The 17882-nt window shown below is 73.8% G+C and carries 12 protein-coding genes and 1 pseudogene; 8 read left to right on the top strand and 5 right to left on the bottom strand.

Annotated elements, in window-relative coordinates; all coding sequences use genetic code 11:
- Positions 1–69 precede the first annotated feature (69 nt).
- Positions 70–1176 (bottom strand): substrate-binding domain-containing protein, encoded by a 1107-nt coding sequence (locus ACIQD7_RS18415; protein ID WP_121831464.1) that lies wholly within the window; start codon positions 1174–1176, stop codon positions 70–72.
- Between the two features lie 452 nt (positions 1177–1628).
- Between ACIQD7_RS18415 and ACIQD7_RS18410 the strand changes: the two are divergent.
- Positions 1629–3437: pseudogene (locus ACIQD7_RS18410) on the top strand (DUF2264 domain-containing protein); the annotation flags it as partial.
- 18 nt (positions 3438–3455) lie between these two features.
- On the opposite strand, the gene ACIQD7_RS18405 reads toward ACIQD7_RS18410, so the two are convergent.
- Positions 3456–4229, bottom strand: coding sequence for an SDR family NAD(P)-dependent oxidoreductase (locus tag ACIQD7_RS18405; RefSeq protein WP_402442750.1), 774 nt, complete (start codon positions 4227–4229; stop codon positions 3456–3458).
- 40 nt (positions 4230–4269) lie between these two features.
- Complete coding sequence (locus ACIQD7_RS18400; protein WP_402442749.1) at positions 4270–4944, bottom strand: MOSC domain-containing protein; 675 nt, start codon at positions 4942–4944, stop codon at positions 4270–4272.
- An 80-nt stretch (positions 4945–5024) separates the two neighbouring features.
- Between ACIQD7_RS18400 and ACIQD7_RS18395 the strand changes: the two genes are divergently transcribed.
- The gene (locus ACIQD7_RS18395) at positions 5025–5918 is read left to right on the top strand and encodes a LysR family transcriptional regulator (protein WP_121831468.1); all 894 of its coding nucleotides are present in this window, start codon (positions 5025–5027) and stop codon (positions 5916–5918) included.
- Positions 5919–6218: 300 nt separating this feature from the next.
- Here ACIQD7_RS18395 and ACIQD7_RS18390 read toward each other — a convergent pair whose 3' ends face one another.
- Complete coding sequence (locus ACIQD7_RS18390; RefSeq protein WP_402442747.1) at positions 6219–6551, bottom strand: WhiB family transcriptional regulator; 333 nt, start codon at positions 6549–6551, stop codon at positions 6219–6221.
- A 433-nt stretch (positions 6552–6984) separates the two neighbouring features.
- On the opposite strand from ACIQD7_RS18390, the gene ACIQD7_RS18385 reads away from it, so the two are divergent.
- From ACIQD7_RS18385 to ACIQD7_RS18370, 4 genes are all read left to right on the top strand, one after another.
- Positions 6985–7596: a response regulator transcription factor gene (locus tag ACIQD7_RS18385; protein ID WP_003948568.1), complete on the top strand. Its 612-nt coding sequence runs from the start codon at positions 6985–6987 to the stop codon at positions 7594–7596.
- 244 nt (positions 7597–7840) lie between these two features.
- Positions 7841–8443 carry a sigma-70 family RNA polymerase sigma factor gene (locus ACIQD7_RS18380; protein ID WP_030209129.1) on the top strand — a complete coding sequence of 201 codons (603 nt, stop codon included), beginning with the start codon at positions 7841–7843 and terminating at the stop codon, positions 8441–8443.
- 197 nt (positions 8444–8640) lie between these two features.
- Positions 8641–10143, top strand: a complete 1503-nt coding sequence (gene guaB, locus ACIQD7_RS18375) for an IMP dehydrogenase (protein ID WP_402442744.1) — start codon at positions 8641–8643, stop codon at positions 10141–10143.
- Positions 10144–10248: 105 nt separating this feature from the next.
- Entirely contained in the window at positions 10249–11373 is a 1125-nt protein-coding gene (locus ACIQD7_RS18370; protein WP_402442742.1) for a GuaB3 family IMP dehydrogenase-related protein, read from the top strand.
- Between the two features lie 62 nt (positions 11374–11435).
- On the opposite strand, the gene ACIQD7_RS18365 is transcribed toward ACIQD7_RS18370, so the two are convergent.
- Positions 11436–12677: a nucleotide sugar dehydrogenase gene (locus ACIQD7_RS18365; protein WP_121831472.1), complete on the bottom strand. Its 1242-nt coding sequence runs from the start codon at positions 12675–12677 to the stop codon at positions 11436–11438.
- A gap of 521 nt (positions 12678–13198) precedes the next feature.
- Here ACIQD7_RS18365 and ACIQD7_RS18360 point away from each other — a divergent pair.
- Together ACIQD7_RS18360 and ACIQD7_RS18355 are read left to right on the top strand one after the other, a co-directional pair.
- On the top strand, positions 13199–14905 hold the full coding sequence (locus tag ACIQD7_RS18360; protein ID WP_402442741.1) for a glycerol-3-phosphate dehydrogenase/oxidase: 1707 nt from the start codon (positions 13199–13201) through the stop codon (positions 14903–14905).
- Positions 14906–15702: 797 nt separating this feature from the next.
- Positions 15703–17778, top strand: a complete 2076-nt coding sequence (locus tag ACIQD7_RS18355; protein ID WP_402442739.1) for a protein kinase — start codon at positions 15703–15705, stop codon at positions 17776–17778.
- Positions 17779–17882: the final 104 nt, after the last annotated feature.

Genomic DNA, 17882 nt, shown 5'->3' with positions numbered 1-17882 from the left:
GTTCATGACCGAAGTCAAGAGCGAAAGATTGATTGATCGAAAAAAGAACAGATCGATCAGGGTGGTCCCTTACGGGTGGGAGGCCGGGGCCGGAGTTCCGCACGAGGACCGCACCCGCAGCCACGGCAGCAGGCTCAGATGGCGCCGCGCCGCCGTCTCCGCCTCCCCGGCGTCCTCGGTGAGCCGCTCCACGAGCAGCTCCGTCGCGTGCCGCCCCACCTGCCGCTTGGGCGGGGCGACCGCCGTCAGCGGGGTGTCGGCGAGTGCCGCGACCTCGTCGTCGTACGCGATCAGGGCCAGGTCCCGCGGCACCCCGACGCCCAGCTCGGCGAGGCGCCGGGCGATCTCGATGGCGTCCACGTCGTTGTGGACCAGGGCCGCGCTCGCCAGGCCCGACGCGACGGCCTCGTGCAGCGCCCGCACCGCCCGCTCGAACCCCTCCGGGTCCGCCTCCGCCGGTACGGAGTCGATGACCGGCAGCGGCTCCGCCAGGCCCAGGGTGCGCAGCGCCTCGGCGTATCCGGCGCGCACCGCGAGCGCGGTCGGGGAGTCCCGGCGGGCCACCAGCAGCGGCGTCGCGTGGCCCAGGGAGAGCAGGTGGCGCAGGGCGAGCAGGACGCCGTGGGCGTGGTCGGAGGCGACCCGGTCCAGGCCGTCGAGCGGGCTGCCGGGCTCGGCGCGCCGCTCCAGGAGCACGGCCGGCACGGGCAGTTCGGCGAGCCAGTCCCCGTACGCGGGCCGGTCCTCGGGGCCCCGCCAGCCGGGCGCGACCAGGACGCCCTCGGCGCCCGCCGCGAGCAGCCCCTCGACGCGGGCGCGGTCCTCCTCCGGGCGGTAGTCCGAGACGCGCAGCACGAGCCGGGCGCCGGCGCGGGCCGCCGCCTCGTGCGCGCCCCGGATGACCTCGGCGAAGTAGTACGTGGCGGAGGGCACGAGCAGGCCGAGGACCAGGCCCTCGCCGGGGCGCCCGGCCCCCGGGGCGCCCTGCCGCTCGGGCCAGGACACCTGGCCGTGCACCCGGTCGAGCAGCCCCCGGCCGGCCAGGAGCTCGACGTCCCGGCGGGCGGTGACGGGGGAGACCCCGAGCCGCTCGGCCAGCTCGGAGACGCGGGCGGTGCCGCGCTCGCGCACCAGGGCCAGCAGTCGGTCGTGTCGTTCGGCAGCACTCTCGCGCACGGCGCAGATCCCCTCGCGGTGGTGGTGGTCGTCGGAGCTTAGACCAGAATGATCGAACGGAGGGAGTTTCGATCATTCGCTCCTCATGTCTTGACGTTCGATCGGAGCGTGCCCAGGATTCCCGGCGACGCCGACACCACCCCGGGGCCTCAGGAGCCACCGGAACCCTCCAGGGAGCCGCCATGTCCACGCCGCTTGAGAATCCGGGGCGCTCCATGCGACCGGATGGGCCGGGGCTCTTCGCGCCGCCGGAGGGGGCGGGGGCCTCCATGGCGCCGGAGGGGTCGGGACTTTCCGCGCGACCCGAGAAGCCGGGACTCTCCGCGTCGCCGGAGCACCCAGGGCCTTCCGCGCTTCCCGAGAGTCGTGGGCCCTCCACGCCGCCGGAGAAGCCGGAGCCCTCCACACCCCCCAAGAACCGTCGACCCCCCACGCCCCCGCCGCACCCGCGCCTCCCCGCACCCCCAGAGAACCGCGCGCTCAGCCCCTACACCGGCTGGACCCGGGACCACTGGGAGAGTGCCGCCGACCGGCTCCTGTTCGGGGTGCGGCCCTTCGCCTCGCCCCGGGGCGGGCTCGTCCGTCTTCCCGGGTTCCGGCCCAGCTGGTCGGGGCCCCGTTCCGACGCCCTGGAGGGCTGGGCCCGCACCTTCCTGCTCGTCGCCCTCCGCGTCGCGGGCGCGGGCGGCGAGGACCCCCACGGCCACCTCGACCGGTACGCCGGGGGCCTCGCCGCCGGGACCGAGGCGCCGGGCCGGGACGACGCCGAGTCCTGGCCCCTGATGGCGGACACCCGCCAGGCGGTGGTCGAGGCCGCCTCGGTCGCCCTCGGCCTCCGCCTCACCCGCCCCTGGCTCTGGGACCGCCTGGACGACCGCGTCCGCGCACGGGTCGCGGACTGGCTGCTGCCCGCCCTCGGCCCGTCCCCCGTCGACAACAACTGGTGGCTCTTCGGCCTCACCGTCGCCGGATTCCTCCGGGACGCCGGGATCGAGACCGACCGCGCCGCCGCCACGATCGACCGCTCCCTCGCCCGCGTCGAGGACTGGTACCTCGGCGACGGCTGGTACAGCGACGGCGACAACCGCGCCTTCGACCACTACAACGCCTGGGCCCTGCACTTCTACCCCGTGCTCCACGCCCACCTGTCCGGCGACCGCACCCTCCTCGACCGCTACGGACCCCGGCTGCGCGCCCATCTCGACGACCACGTCCACCTCTTCGACGCGAACGGCGCCCCCGTCCCGTACGGGCGCTCCCTGATCTACCGCTTCGCCGCGGCCGCCGCCCCCTGGCTCGGCGCCCTCACCGGCCACACCCCGCTCGCCCCCGGCGCCACCCGCCGCCTCGCCTCCGGGGCCCTGCGGTACTTCCTCGACCGGGGCGCCGCCGACGGGCGCGGACTCCTCACCCCCGGCTGGCACGGCCCGTACCCGCCGCTCGTCCAGGAGTACTCGGGTCCGGGCTCCCCCTACTGGGCGTCCAAGGGCTTCCTCGGCCTCCTCCTGCCCCCGGACCACCCGGTCTGGACCGACCCCGAGGAACCCCTGCCCGCCGAACGCGCCGACACCGTCCGGGCCTTCGCCCCCGCCGGGCTACTCGTCCAGACCACCGCCGCCGACGGGCTCGTACGCCTCCACAACCACGGCAGCAACCACGTGCACAGCCGCGCGGGCGGCGAGGACGACCCCGGCTACGCCCGCCAGGCCTACTCGACCCGTACGGGACCCACCACCGGATCCGCCCCGGCCGACAACCACTTCGCGCTGCTCGACGCCGAAGGCCGGTCCACCACCCGGGGCCCCGCGACCCCCGCCGGCACCGGCCCCGGCTGGGCCGCCTCCCTGCACGTCCCGCGCCCCGGCGTCCGGGTCCTCTCCGCGACCCTCGCCCACGGCGCCGCCGAACTCCGCGCCCACCTCGTCCTCGGCGCCCCGGAGGGGACACCCGTACGGCAGACCGGCTGGGCCACCACGCCCGGCGGGCCGCACGCCCGGCTCCACCCGGTCCACGGCCACCCGCCGAGGGTCCCGGCGGCCGTACTGCCCGCGGGGGAGACCCTTCAGGGGCCGGGCGCCCGCGTCCTCGCCCTGTACGGCACCACGCGCGGCCCGGCCGCCCTCTTCGCGTCCCTCGCCTCGCTCACCGCCGCACCCGGCCCCGCACCCGACCTCGCGCGCGTGCGGGTCGACGGCCACGTCCTCCACGTGACCTGGCGGGACGGCACCACCGCGCGCCTGGACCTCGACGCCCTGCTGTGAACGGGGGCCGGGAGGGGCCTACTTCGGACCGTACTTGCGCCCCGCCTTGGAGGAGACCCCGCCGAGCAGACCGCGCGGCGCCAGCTTCACCACGCCCATCAGGGCCTTGTAGCGCGGATCGGGGATCGACAGCGTCTTCCCCCGGTCCAGGTCCGACAGGGCCGCCGTCACCAGCTTGTCCGCGTCGAGCCACATCCAGCCCGGGATGTTGTCCGTGCCCATCCCGGCCCGCTCGTGGAACTCGGTCCGCACGAAGCCGGGGCAGAGCGCCATCAGCCGCACCCCGGTGCCCGCCAGGTCCCGCGCCGCGCCCTGGGTGAACTGCACGACCCACGCCTTCGACGCGCCGTACGTGCCCCGGGGCACGAAGGCCGCCACCGAGGCGACGTTCACCACCCCGCCCCGGCGCCGCCCCTTCATCGAGGCGGCGGCCGCCGAGGTCAGCCGCAGCACGGCCTCGCAGTGCACCGTGAGCATCTTCAGCTCGTCGGCCATGGAGACCTCCAGGAACCGGCCCTTGTTGCCGAAACCGGCGTTGTTCACCAGCAGGTCCACCGGCCGCCTCGGGTCCGAGAGCCGCGCCTCGACGGCGGCGATCCCCTTCTCCTCGGCGAGGTCCGCCGCGAGCACCTCGGCCTCCACCCCGTGCCGGTCGTGCAGCTCGGTCGCCTGCTCCCGGAGCCGCTTCACGTCCCGGGCCACGAGCACGACGTCATGGCCGTCGGCCGCGAGTCTCCGGGCGAAGGCGGCGCCGATGCCCGCGGTGGCCCCCGTAATCAGTGCAGTCGTCATACGGGCACGGTAACGCCACGGCCGGACCGGGGAACCGGCCCTATGCCCCGGCGTACTTCTCGGCGTACTGGCGGGCGAGGCCGAGCAGGCCCGACTCCATCCACTCGGCGGCGGCCAGGGTGCCGGGCAGCAGCTCCCGTTCGACGGTCGCGGCCCGGTGGAGCAGCGCGACGGTGACGTCGTGGTCGGGCCGGTGCACGACGGCGACCGGATCGCCCGCCCGCACCTCGCCCGGCACGATCACCCGCAGCAGCGCCCCGGGGCCCGCCTCCGCGCGCGTGAACCGCTTGACCCAGCCCTTCTCGCCCAGGAACCCGGCGAACGTACGGCACGGGATGCGGCCGCCGGTCACCTCCAGGACCACCTCGTCGCCGATCCGCCACCGCTCCCCGATCAGGGCGTTGTTGACGTCGACGCCCCGGGTGGTGAGGTTCTCGCCGAAGGAGCCGTTGGCGAGCTCGCGGCCCAGCTCCCGCTCCCACAGGTCCAGGTCCTCGCGGGCGAAGGCGTACGCGGCCCGGTCGGCGCCGCCGTGGAAGCGCAGGTCGCAGACGTCGTCCCCGGCGAGCCCGCTCGCCCCGACGCCGAGCGGCCCGGGCGCGTCGATCCGCACGGCCCCCTCGACGGGACGCTTGTCGATGCCCGTACGGCCGGCGGGGGAGTCGGTGTAGTCCACGGCCCTGGCCCGGCCCACGTTCACACTCAGCAAGGTCATGCGGGAACCTTACGGGCACCGGACTCAAAGCTTCTCGGTGATATTCGCGCTCTCTCCCAAGACTCGCTTATGCTGGTTCCATGATCGAGGCACGCCATCTCCGCGTCCTGCGGGCCGTCGCCGCCACCGGCTCCTTCTCGGCCGCCGCGCGCGAACTCGGCTGCACCCAGCCCGCCGTCAGCCAGCAGATGAAGGCGCTCGAAGCCTCCGCCGGCACGCCGCTGCTGATCCGCACGGGCCGCGAGATGCGCCTCACCCAGGCGGGCGAGGTCCTGGTGCGGCACGCCTCCGGCATCCTCGCCGGGCTCACCGCCGCCGAGGAGGAGGTCGCCGCCATCGCCGGGCTCCGCGCGGGCCGGGTCCGCCTGGTGTCCTTCCCCAGCGGCAGCTCCACCCTCGTCCCCACCGCCCTGGCCGCACTGCGGGCCGCGCACCCCGGCACCCGGGTCTCCCTCGTCGAGGCCGAGCCGCCCCGCTCGATCGAGATGCTCCGCGAGGGCGACTGCGACATCGCCCTCGCCTTCCGCTACGGGGCCGGGCGGGCCGAGTGGGACGACCTGGTGGTCCGCCCGCTGCTCGCCGACCGGCTCGTGGGCCTGGTCCCCGAGGGGCACCGGCTCGCCGGGGCCGGTGCGGTCGGCATCGCGGAGCTGGCGGACGAGTCCTGGATCGCGGGCTGCCCGCGCTGCCGCCGCCAGCTCGTGGACGTCTGCGAGGAGGCGGGCTTCACGCCCCGCATCGACTTCGCGACCGACGACTACCCGGCCGTGGTGGGCCTGGTGGGGGCGGGCCTGGGCGTGGCCGTCCTGCCGGCCCTCGCCATCGAGTCCGTACGGCCCAAGGGGGCGCGGACCGTGACCGTGGAGCCCGCCGTGGAGCGGGAGATCGTGGCCCTGACCCTGCCGGACCTCGCGCAGGTCCCGGCGGTCGCCGCCACGCTGGACGAGCTGACGCGCGCCGCCACGCGCGCGTAGGCACCTGTCCGGTGTCCTCACGCGCGTGGGCGCGGTGGGCGTCGCCGCTCTCGGCGGGTGGTGCTTGTGATGCTCGGAGTGCTCGGAGTGCTCGGAGTGCTTGTGATGCTCGGAGCGCTTGTGGTGCTCGGGGTGCTGGGAGTGCTTGTGGTGCTCGGGGTACTCGTGGTGCTGGGAGTGCTTGTGGTGCTCGGGGTACTCGTGGTGCCCATGGTGTTCGTCGGGCCTCGGGCCTCGGGACCGCTCGGGGCCGTCCTCAGTCGAAGAAACGTTCCTTCACACGCTCCTCCGCACGTTCCCTCACATGGGCGCCGACGCGGCCGTCGGCGGCGTGGGGGCCGTCGTGATCAGACGGTTGCGGGCGCGTCCCATGAGCTCTTCGCGTTCGTCCTCGGTGAGGCCGCCCCAGACGCCGTAGGGCTCCCGCACGGCGAGTGCGTGGGCCGCGCACTCCGCGCGCACCGGGCACCTCATGCAGACCTCTTTCGCCGAGTTCTCACGCGCACTCCGTGCCGCGCCGCGCTCTCCCTCGGGGTGGAAGAACAAGGAGCTGTCGACCCCGCGGCAGGCCGCGAGCAGTTGCCAGTCCCACAGATCGGCGTTGGGTCCGGGAAGGCGGGAGAAATCTGCCATTGCGCTTGTCCCCTTGAAACCGTGTCGAACGGATAGGTCGGCGGGTGGATGGCTGATGGCCGGGGCTCCTCCGGTCCCCGACAGCTCGGGTTGTTACACCTACTGTCTAAGTAGATGTAAATATGACTCATTGCGAATCTAGGCACAGACACCGCGAAAAGGGAAGAAATCCCGCTAAATGGGGCATACCTTTTGATCTCGGGACGGAAGGGCCGCGTCGCTCTTCTCCGCGCACGGTCCCTCACGTAGAGTGCCGAAGCCTGCCGTCCGACCCGTAACTCTTTCGGGTGACCGTCGTTGAGAGTGCGGAGGCGGTTGGAGGAACAAGCGATCGGGCAGGTGTCCGAGAGCGTCAACCGCACAGGTGACGATACGTACAGCCCTGGAGGCTCAAGGTGACGCGCAACAGCTGCGAGAGCCGCGGAGGTCAGGCATGACATCCGTCCTCGTCTGCGACGACTCCCCGCTTGCCCGAGAGGCGCTCCGCCGCGCGGTCGCGACCGTGCCCGGCGTCGAGCGCGTGACCACCGCGGCCAACGGCGAGGAAGTCCTCCGCCGCTGGGGCGCGGACCGCTCGGACCTGATTCTGATGGACGTGCGGATGCCCGGCCTGGGCGGTGTGGAAACCGTCCGCCGGCTGCTCTCCGCGGATCCCGGCGCCCGCATCATCATGCTCACGGTCGCCGAGGACCTCGACGGCGTCGCGCTCGCGGTCGCCGCGGGTGCCCGTGGCTATCTGCACAAGGACGCCTCGCGCGCCGAGCTGCGGGCCACGGTCACCCAGGCGCTCGCCGACCCGACCTGGCGGCTCGCCCCGCGCCGCCTCCGCTCGGCCGAGATGGGCGCCGCGCCCACCCTCACCGCGCGCGAGATCCAGGTCCTCGAAGGCATGAGCCACGGCCGGTCCAACGCGGAGATCGGGCGCGAGCTCTTCCTCTCCGAGGACACGGTCAAGACCCACGCCCGGCGCCTCTTCAAGAAGCTGGGCGCCTCGGACCGCGCCCACGCCGTTGCGCTCGGCTTCCGCTGGGGCCTGGTCCGCTGACGTCGCAGGTCACCTGCCGCACCCCCGTCCCCGTCCGCGTCCTTCGCGGAGCGGACGGGGTGGGCTTGTGTCACTTCCCCGCCGGATGACGCATCCTTGAGATGTGGAGTTCCTCGGGGACGAGTCGATCGAGCGGGAGGGGAGGGCGCGGGAGATGAGTTCCGGCGCACCTGCTCATAACGCTTCGGTGCACAACTACGGACGCGGTGCCACGAACGCGGAAGCGTCGGGGCACCATGGAGCGATGCGCGACGACGAGACCGCAGGGTCCCCCATGCCCGCCGGGCAGGGGGAGATCGGCGCGCTCGTCCACCGCGCGGTCGACGGCGACGCGCAGGCCACGCACGACCTCCTCGCGCGCGTGCACCCGCTCGCCCTGCGGTACTGCCGCACCCGCCTCAACCGGCTGCCCGGCGACGCCCGGCACTTCGTCGAGGACCTGGCCCAGGAGGTCTGCGTCGCCGTCCTGATGGCGCTGCCGCGCTACAAGGACACGGGCAGGCCCTTCGAGGCCTTCGTCTTCGCCATCGCCGGACACAAGGTCGCCGACCTCCAGCGGGCCGCCATGCGGCACCCCGGGTCCACGGCCGTGCCCTCCGACGAGATGCCGGAGCGGCCCGACGACTCCCTCGGCCCCGAGGAGCGGGCGCTGCTCAGCGACGACGCCGAGTGGGCCAAGAAGCTGCTCGCCAACCTCCCGGAGAACCAGCGCGAGCTGCTCGTGCTCCGGGTCGCCGTCGGGCTCACCGCCGAGGAGACCGGGCAGATGCTCGGCATGTCCCCCGGCGCCGTCCGGGTCGCCCAGCACCGCGCCCTCAGCCGGCTGCGCGCGCTGGCGGAGCAGTAACACCTCTCCGGCATCCGCTTCCGGCGCCTCCTTCCGGCGGTTCCGGTCGGACGGTAAGTCCCGACGGCTCCCGTCGTCCCTTTCGTCCACGTGGGAACGTCCAAAGCTGCCCGCTGATCTTGCTCGTGGAATGAGACACCGCTCCGGCCCGTTAGCATGGACATCCCGCACCGATCAAGGCCATTTGGGAAGGTGTCATGACTGCCAACGTCGACGGAGTGCCCGACAAATTCGCGACACTCGGGCTGACCTACGACGACGTGCTGCTGCTGCCGGGCGCGTCCGACATGGCGCCCGACCAGATCGATACCGCCTCGCACGTCTCGAAGAACGTGCGGGTGAACATCCCGCTCCTCTCCGCCGCGATGGACAAGGTCACCGAGTCCCGCATGGCGATCGCCATGGCGCGGCAGGGCGGCGTCGGTGTCCTGCACCGCAACCTCTCCATCGCCGACCAGGCCAACCAGGTCGACCTGGTGAAGCGGTCCGAGTCCGGCATGGTCTCCGACCCGATCACGGTCCACCCGGACGCGACGCTCGGCGAGGCCGACGCGATCTGTGCCAAGTTCCGCATCAGCGGCGTCCCCGTCACCACCCCCGACGGCAAGCTCCTCGGCATCGTCACCAACCGCGACATGGCCTTCGAGACGGACCGCAGCCGCCAGGTGCGCGAGGTCATGACCCCGATGCCGCTCGTCACCGGCAAGGTCGGCATCTCCGGCGTCGACGCCATGGAGCTGCTGCGCCGCCACAAGATCGAGAAGCTGCCGCTGGTCGACGACGCGGGCGTCCTCAAGGGCCTCATCACGGTCAAGGACTTCGTCAAAGCCGAGAAGTACCCGAACGCCGCCAAGGACAAGGAGGGCCGCCTGCTCGTCGGCGCGGCCGTCGGCGTCGCCGGCGACGCGTACGAGCGCGCCCAGGCCCTGGTCGAGGCGGGCGTCGACTTCATCGTCGTCGACACCGCCCACGGCCACTCCCGGCTGGTCGGGGACATGGTCGCCAAGATCAAGTCGAACGCCTCCGTCGACGTCATCGGCGGCAACATCGCCACCCGCGACGGCGCCCAGGCGCTGATCGACGCCGGTGTCGACGGCATCAAGGTCGGCGTCGGTCCGGGCTCCATCTGCACCACCCGCGTCGTCGCCGGCATCGGCGTCCCGCAGGTCACCGCGATCTACGAGGCCTCGCTCGCCGCCAAGGCGGCCGGCGTCCCGGTCATCGGCGACGGCGGCCTCCAGTACTCCGGCGACATCGCCAAGGCGCTCGTCGCCGGCGCCGACACGGTGATGCTCGGCTCGCTGCTCGCGGGCTGCGAGGAGTCCCCGGGCGAGCTGCTCTTCATCAACGGCAAGCAGTTCAAGTCGTACCGCGGCATGGGCTCGCTCGGCGCCATGCAGTCCCGTGGCGAGCAGCGCTCCTTCTCCAAGGACCGCTACTTCCAGGAGGGCGTCGCCTCCGACGAGAAGCTGGTGCCCGAGGGCATCGAGGGCCAGGTGCCCTACCGCGGCCCGCTCTCGGCCGTCGTCCACCAGTTGGTGGGCGGCCTGCGCCAGTCGATGTTCTACGTCGGCGGGCGCACGGTGCCGGAGCTCCAGGCGAACGGCCGCTTCGTCCGCATCACCGCGGCCGGCCTCAAGGAGAGCCACCCGCACGACATCCAGATGACGGTCGAGGCGCCGAACTACAGCAGGAAGTAACGGAGCGCGACGCGTGGGGCGGTTCCGGCATGTGGCCGGAGCCGCCCCACGCGCGCGTGTCGGGGATACTGGTAGGCGCAGACGTAGAGGGAAAGGCCACACATCGTGACTGAGATCGAGATCGGGCGCGGCAAGCGCGGCCGCAGGGCGTACGCGTTCGACGACATCGCCGTCGTGCCCAGCCGGCGCACCCGGGACCCGAAGGAGGTCTCGATCGCCTGGCAGATCGACGCCTACCGGTTCGAGCTGCCGTTCCTGGCCGCTCCGATGGACTCGGTCGTCTCGCCGCAGACCGCCATCCGCATCGGCGAGCTGGGCGGCCTGGGCGTCCTGAACCTCGAAGGCCTGTGGACCCGCTACGAGGACCCGCAGCCGCTCCTGGACGAGATCGCGGAGCTGGACGAGGCCACCGCGACCCGCCGCCTCCAGGAGATCTACTCCGCCCCCATCCAGGAGGAGCTGATCGGCAAGCGCATCAAGGAGGTGCGCGACTCCGGCGTCGTCACCGCCGCCGCGCTCTCCCCGCAGCGCACCGCGCAGTTCTCCAAGGCCGTCGTCGACGCCGGGGTGGACCTCTTCGTCATCCGCGGCACCACGGTCTCCGCCGAGCACGTCTCGGGCGCGGCCGAGCCGCTGAACCTGAAGCAGTTCATCTACGAGCTGGACGTCCCGGTCATCGTCGGCGGCTGCGCCACGTACACCGCGGCCCTGCACCTAATGCGCACCGGCGCGGCGGGCGTCCTGGTCGGCTTCGGCGGCGGCGCCGCGCACACCACGCGCAACGTCCTGGGCATCCAAGTCCCGATGGCGACCGCCGTCGCGGACGTGGCCGCCGCGCGCCGCGACTACATGGACGAGTCCGGCGGCCGGTACGTGCACGTCATCGCCGACGGCGGCGTGGGCTGGTCCGGCGACCTGCCGAAGGCGATCGCCTGCGGCGCCGACGCCGTGATGATCGGCTCCCCGCTGGCCCGTGCCACGGACGCACCCGGCAAGGGCCACCACTGGGGCATGGAGGCCGTCCACGAGGACGTGCCGCGCGGCAAGCTGGTCGACCTGGGCATCGTCGGCACCACCGAGGAGATCCTCGCGGGCCCGTCGCACATCCCGGACGGCTCGATGAACTTCTTCGGCGCCCTGCGCCGCGCGATGGCCACCACGGGCTACAGCGAGCTCAAGGAGTTCCAGCGGGTCGAGGTCACGGTCGCGGACGCGCAGCACAAGCGCTGACCTTCCGTACGCGCGCGAGGGGCCCCGCACCGGGTGGTGCGGGGCCCCTTCCGTACGTCCGGTCAGAGGCGGTGGGCCGCGCCCGCCGGGGTCGCGCCGCGCGTGTCGAGGAGGAGCTGGGCCTTCACCGACAGGCCCTGGAGGTCGTAGGTGCGGTGGTGCTGGAGGAGGACCGTCAGGTCGGCGTGGGCGGCGGCCTCGTAGAGGGAGTCCGCGCGGGGGACGGGCAGTTCGCGGACGCGCCAGTCGGGCACGTACGGGTCGTGGTAGCTGACGGCCGCGCCCAGGTCCATCAGGCGGCGGGCGATCTCGTCGGCGGGGGAGCCCTGCCGGTCGGGCAGGTCGGGCTTGTACGTGATGCCGAGCAGCAGGATCCTGGCTCCGCGCGCCGACTTCCCGTGGTCGTTGAGGAGGGCGGCGGCGCGCCGCACCACGTACGCGGGCATCCGTTCGTTGACCTGGCCCGCGAGTTCGACGAGGCGGAGCGGGCGGTGGGCGCCGACGGTGTCGACGGGGGCGCCGTGGCCGCCGACGCCGGGGCCGGGGCGGAAGGCCTGGAAGCCGAAGGGCTTGGTCTCGGCGCAGCGGATGACGTCCCACAGGTCGACGCCCAGTTCGTGGCAGAGGACCGCCATCTCGTTGACGAGGGCGATGTTGACGTGCCGGAAGTTGGTCTCCAGGAGCTTGACCGTCTCCGCCTCGCGGGGTCCACGCGCGCGTACCACCTTGTCGGTGAGGCGTCCGTAGAAGGCGGCGGCGGACTCGGTGCAGGCGGGGGTGAGGCCGCCGATGACCTTGGGGGTGCCGGCGTAGCCGTGGGTGCGGCTGCCGGGGTCGAGCCGGCCGGGCGAGTACGCGAGGTGGAAGTCGCGGCCCGCGCGCAGTCCGGAGCCCGTTTCGAGGACGTCGCGGAGCAGGCCCTCGGTGGTGCCCGGCGGGACGGGGGACTCCAGGACGACGGTGGTGTGGGGGCGCAGCCGGGCGGCGAGCGCGCGGGCGGCGTCGGTGACGGCGGTGAGGTCGAGGGCCCGGTCGGGGCCGAGGGGGGCCGGGGGGCAGAGGACGGCGGTGCGGACCCGGCCGAGTTCGGCGGGGTCGTGGGTCGGGCGGAAGCCCCCCGCGAGCATCCGGCGGACCTCCGGGACGGTGAGCGGGCCGTCGGCCGGGGAGCGGCCGGCGGCGAGTTCGGCGGCGGGCCGCGGGTCGGTGTCGTAGCCGACGGTGTCGATGCCCGCGGCGGTGGCGGCCTGTGCGAGGGGGAGTCCGTGGTGGCCGAGGCCGATGACGGCGAGATCAGCGGGCATGGGGGGTGGGCCGTCCTTCCCAGTAGCCGGAGGGGGCGCGACGCGCAAGCCCGGTGGGCGGAACGGGTCGCACGCAATGTCAGACTAGGCGTAAATATGACCGACATGTCGCATTGCGGGGCTCGGGTCGCCGAGTGTTGTCCACAGAGAGTTGTCCACAGGTCGGGTGCGAGGCGGTGGCTGAAGTCGCCGCGGCGGGACAGAATCGATCTGTGAGCCGGACCACACGGTCCCGGCTCGCTCGCGGGAAGGGCGCGCACCCGCCGGTGACCGGGGTTCGTGCCCGCCGCCGGGAAGGACCGCACCCGCCCCGCGGAAGCGGCCCGCACCCGCTCGCGGGAAAGGTCGTGTACGGGAGCCGGGCGCGGGAAGCCGTGTGCGGGAAGGCCCGTGCGCGGAAGGACGCGGACGGGAGGTCCCGTGCGCGGGAAGGTCGCGGACGGGAGGCCCCGTGCGCGGGAAGGTCGCGGACGGGACGGCCCGTGCGCGGGAAGGACCGGGGACGACGGGAGGCGGCAGACGTGAGGACAGCGACACTGGGACCGGCCGAGCGCACCGAGGCGCTCGCCGCCATGGCCGAGCGCGAGCTGGACGTGCTGGTCGTCGGCGCCGGAGTGGTCGGCGCGGGCACGGCCCTCGACGCCGTCACGAGAGGACTCTCCACCGGCATCGTCGAGGCCCGCGACTGGGCCTCGGGCACCTCCAGCCGCTCCAGCAAGCTCATCCACGGCGGCCTGCGCTACCTGGAGATGCTGGACTTCGCCCTGGTGCGGGAGGCGCTCAAGGAGCGCGGACTCCTCCTGGAGCGGCTCGCCCCCCACCTGGTGAAGCCGGTCCCCTTCCTGTACCCCCTCCAGCACAAGGGCTGGGAGCGGTTCTACGCGGGCTCGGGCGTCGCCCTGTACGACGCGATGTCGCTCTCCTCCGGGCACGGCCGGGGCCTCCCCGTCCACCGGCACCTCTCCCGGCAGGGCGCCCTGCGCGTCGCCCCCTGCCTCAAGAAGGACGCCCTCGTCGGCGCCCTCCAGTACTACGACGCCCAGATGGACGACGCCCGCTTCGTCACCACCCTCGTCCGTACGGCCGCCTCCTACGGCGCGCTCGCCGCGAGCCGGGCCCGGGTCGTCGGCTTCCTGCGCGAGGGCGAGCGGGTCGTCGGCGCGCGCGTCCAGGACGTCGAGGCCGGAGCGGAGTACGAGATCCGGGCCAAGCAGGTCGTCAACGCCACCGGGGTGTGGACCGACGACACCCAGGCCCTCATCGGGGAGCGCGGCCAGTTCCACGTCCGCGCCTCCAAGGGCATCCACCTCGTCGTGCCCAAGGACCGCATCCACTCCACCACCGGCCTGATCCTGCGCACTGAGAAGTCCGTCCTCTTCGTGATCCCCTGGGGACGCCACTGGATCGTCGGCACCACCGACACCGACTGGGACCTCGACAAGGCGCACCCGGCCGCCTCCAGCGCCGACATCGACTACCTCCTGGAGCACGTGAACACCGTGCTCGCCACCCCACTCACCCGCGACGACGTCGAGGGCGTCTACGCCGGCCTGCGCCCCCTGCTCGCCGGCGAGTCGGACGCCACCAGCAAGCTCTCGCGCGAGCACACCGTCGCCCACCCGGTCCCCGGCCTGGTCGTGGTGGCCGGCGGCAAGTACACGACGTACCGGGTGATGGCGAAGGACGCCGTCGACGAGGCGGTCCACGGCCTCGACCAGCGCGTCGCCCCCTGCGTCACCGAGGACACCCCGCTCCTCGGCGCCGAGGGCTACCGGGCCCTGTGGAACGCGCGGGCCGGGATCGCCGCCCGGCACGGGCTGCACGTCGTGCGGGTCGAGCACCTCCTCAACCGGTACGGCTCCCTGACGCAGCAGATCCTCGACCTGATCGCCGAGGACCCGGGACTCGGCGAACCCCTCCCGGCGGCCGACGACTACCTGCGCGCCGAGATCGTCTACGCCGCCTCCCACGAGGGCGCCCGCCACCTCGACGACGTCCTCACCCGGCGGACCCGGATCTCCATCGAGACCTTCGACCGGGGCACGCGCAGCGCCCGCGAGTGCGCGGAGCTGATGGCCCCGGTCCTCGGCTGGGACGCCCGCCAGATCGACAAGGAGGTCGAGCACTACGAGAAGCGGGTGGAGGCCGAGCGCGAGTCGCAGCGCCAGCCCGACGACCTGACGGCGGACGCCGCGCGGCTGGGGGCGCCGGACATCGTGCCCATCTGACCGCTCCGGCCGCCGGTCTCCGTACGGCCGTGGACAACTGACGGGACGTCCGGTCCGGCGGACGTCCGGGTCGTCCGCATACCGGCGGGAACCTCGGAGGCGCCCGGCGGCGTCGTCATCCCGGAGTACGGACCCGGGGGCGCCGCCGGTCCCGAGGTGAGGGACAATGGGCTCTCTTCCAGGGCGGGTTAACGCATCACGCGGGAAGCGGCAGACGCGGCGAAGACCAGGGATCGCAGAGGGGACGCATGTCGGAGGCGGAGCAGTCGCGGGACACGGCGAAGGACCCCGGGCGGGACGCCGCCGCGGGGGCCGCGACCGACAGCGACCGAGGAACGGTCCCGGCCGCGCGCGAGCCGGAGCGGGACGAGAAGGACGCGCAGGTCGGGCGGGGCGCGCAGACCCCGCAGGGCGACGCGGAACCGGAGCGGGGCGACGCGGCCGCCGGGCCCGGCGGGCCCAATGAGCCCGCCGGGGCGGTCGGTCCGGTCGGGGCGGTCTCGGACGCGGAGCCTTCGCCGGAGGGCGGGGCCGCTTCCGGCTCGGGCGCCGGGTCGGTTGCGGAGGCCGGGTCCGGTTCGGGCACGGGGGCGGTTGCGGAGGCGGGGCCCGCTTCGGGCACGAGCGCCGTTCCGGAGGCCGGGACCGCTGCGGGCTCCGGGGGCACTTCGGGCTCCGGGTCCGGTTCGAGGGACGGGGCCGCTGCCGGCTCCGGGTCCGTTTCGGGTGGTGCGGGCGGGAAGTCCGGTTCGGGCGTCTCGGTCGTGAAGGGCGCCGGGGATCCGCGGACTGACGGCGTGACGGGTTCCGGCGCGGCCGACGCCGCCGCCGGTGCCGCCGGGCGGCTGCGGGGGACCGAGCCGTCGACCGGCCGGGCCGGGTTCGGCGCCGGGGACGGCGACGGCGGCAGCGGCCGGGGACCGGCCACGACCGGCACGGCGCGCGGCGGCGACAGGTTCCGCAAGGCGCCCGCCGGTGAGGGACGGCTGCTCGCGGGCCGCTACCGGCTCGGCGCGGTCCTCGGACGCGGCGGCATGGGCACCGTGTGGCGCGCCGTCGACGAGACCCTCGGCCGTACCGTCGCCGTCAAGGAGCTCCGCTTCCCCACCAGCATCGACGAGGAAGAGAAGCGACGCCTCATCACCCGGACCCTGCGCGAGGCGAAGGCCATCGCCCGGATCCGCAACAACGGCGCCGTCACCGTGTACGACGTCGTCGACGAGGACGACCGCCCGTGGATCGTCATGGAGCTCATCGAGGGCAAGTCCCTCGCGGACGCCGTGCGCGAGGACGGCACCCTCACGCCCCGGCGCGCCGCCGAGGTCGGCCTCGCCATCCTCGACGTGCTGCGTTCGGCGCACCGCGAGGGCATCCTGCACCGCGACGTGAAGCCGTCCAACGTGCTGATCGCCGAGGACGGCCGGGTCGTCCTCACCGACTTCGGCATCGCCCAGGTGGAGGGCGACCCCTCGATCACCTCCACCGGAATGCTCGTCGGCGCCCCCTCGTACATCTCGCCGGAGCGCGCCCGCGGCCACAAGCCCGGCCCCGCCGCCGACATGTGGTCGCTGGGCGGCCTCATCTACGCGGCGGTCGAGGGCAGTCCGCCGTACGACAAGGGCTCCGCCATCGCCACCCTCACGGCGGTGATGACCGAGCCCGTCGACCCGCCGAAGAACGCGGGTCCCGACCTGGAGAAGGTCATCTACGGCCTCCTCGCCAAGGACCCGGCGCAGCGGCTCGACGACGCCGGCGCCCGGGTCCTGCTGCGGGCCGTGCTCGACGCCCCCGAGGTGCCGCCCGCGCCCTCCCCCGAGGTCACCAGGGTCGTACCGCTGCCGCCGCACCCCGAGCGGGCACCGGCCGCCCCGGCGGCCGACCGGGGCGCGGCCCCCGACGCGGCCGCCGACCGGGTGCGGGGTGCCCTGAAGTCCGTGCGCAACGCCGCGGCCTCCGCGAAGGCCGAGCCGAGGCCGAGGACTGCGCCGAAGCCGAGGACCGCCCCGGTCCAGGGCGGCGGCAGGCAGGCGTCGTCCCGCGCGTCGCTGACCGACGTCGTGCCGCGCCGCACCCTGGTCATCATCGCCGCCGTCGTGGTCGTCGCCCTGCTCGGGACGATCCTGGCGGTCTCCCTCGGTGGCGGGGGCGACGAGGGCAACCAGGGCAAGGGCAAGGAGGGCACCACGGCCTCGGCCGGTGCCTCCGCGGGCGGCGAGGGAACCGGCGGTTCGGGCGGGTCCGGCGGCAAGGGCGAGACCCCGGCCGACCCCGGCCAGCAGGGCGGCGCGCAGCCCGGCGGCGACGGCGCCGACGGCTCGACGGGCACGGACGGCGCGACGGGTTCGACCGGGACGACCGACGGCGGGACCGGCGCCACGCCGTCCGGCAAGCCCGGCGGCGGCACCGGCGGCCGACTGCCCGCCGGATACGCCCTCGTCACCAGCGACCGGTTCCACTTCTCCATGGCGATGCCCTCGGACTTCAGGCTGAGCACCATCCCGGGGTACTCCCTCGGCGGGATCTTCAGCGCGAACGGCGGCTTCCCGCGCGTCCAGGTCGACTACAACAACAGCCCGAAGGACAACGCCGCGAGCGCCTGGGAGCTGGCGAAGATCGGCGTGGCCGCCACTAGCAAGGACTACAAGCACCTCGGCATACGGCCCGTCTCCTACAAGGGCTACCCGACCGTCGCCGACTGGGAGTTCGAGCGCACCCAGAAGGGCGTCCGCGTCCACGTGCTCAACCGCGGCTTCAAGGTGGACTCCCGGCGCGGCTACTCCATCATGGTCAGCTGCGCGGCGGACGAGTGGAACGGCGAGGAGTGCCGGACGCTGCGGGAGACGGCGTTCGCCACGTTCAGCCCCAAGGACTGACCGGTGCCCCGTATCGTGGGGATCCGGGGGTCGTACGCAATCGAACAGAGCCGTTGACCGCACGGCCCCGGACCGGACCGACCGGACCGACCGGACCCGACGGA

This window comes from Streptomyces sp. NPDC093071 (genome assembly GCF_044754545.1).
GTDB lineage: Bacteria > Actinomycetota > Actinomycetes > Streptomycetales > Streptomycetaceae > Streptomyces.
This window is presented reverse-complemented; position numbering and strand designations above follow the sequence as displayed.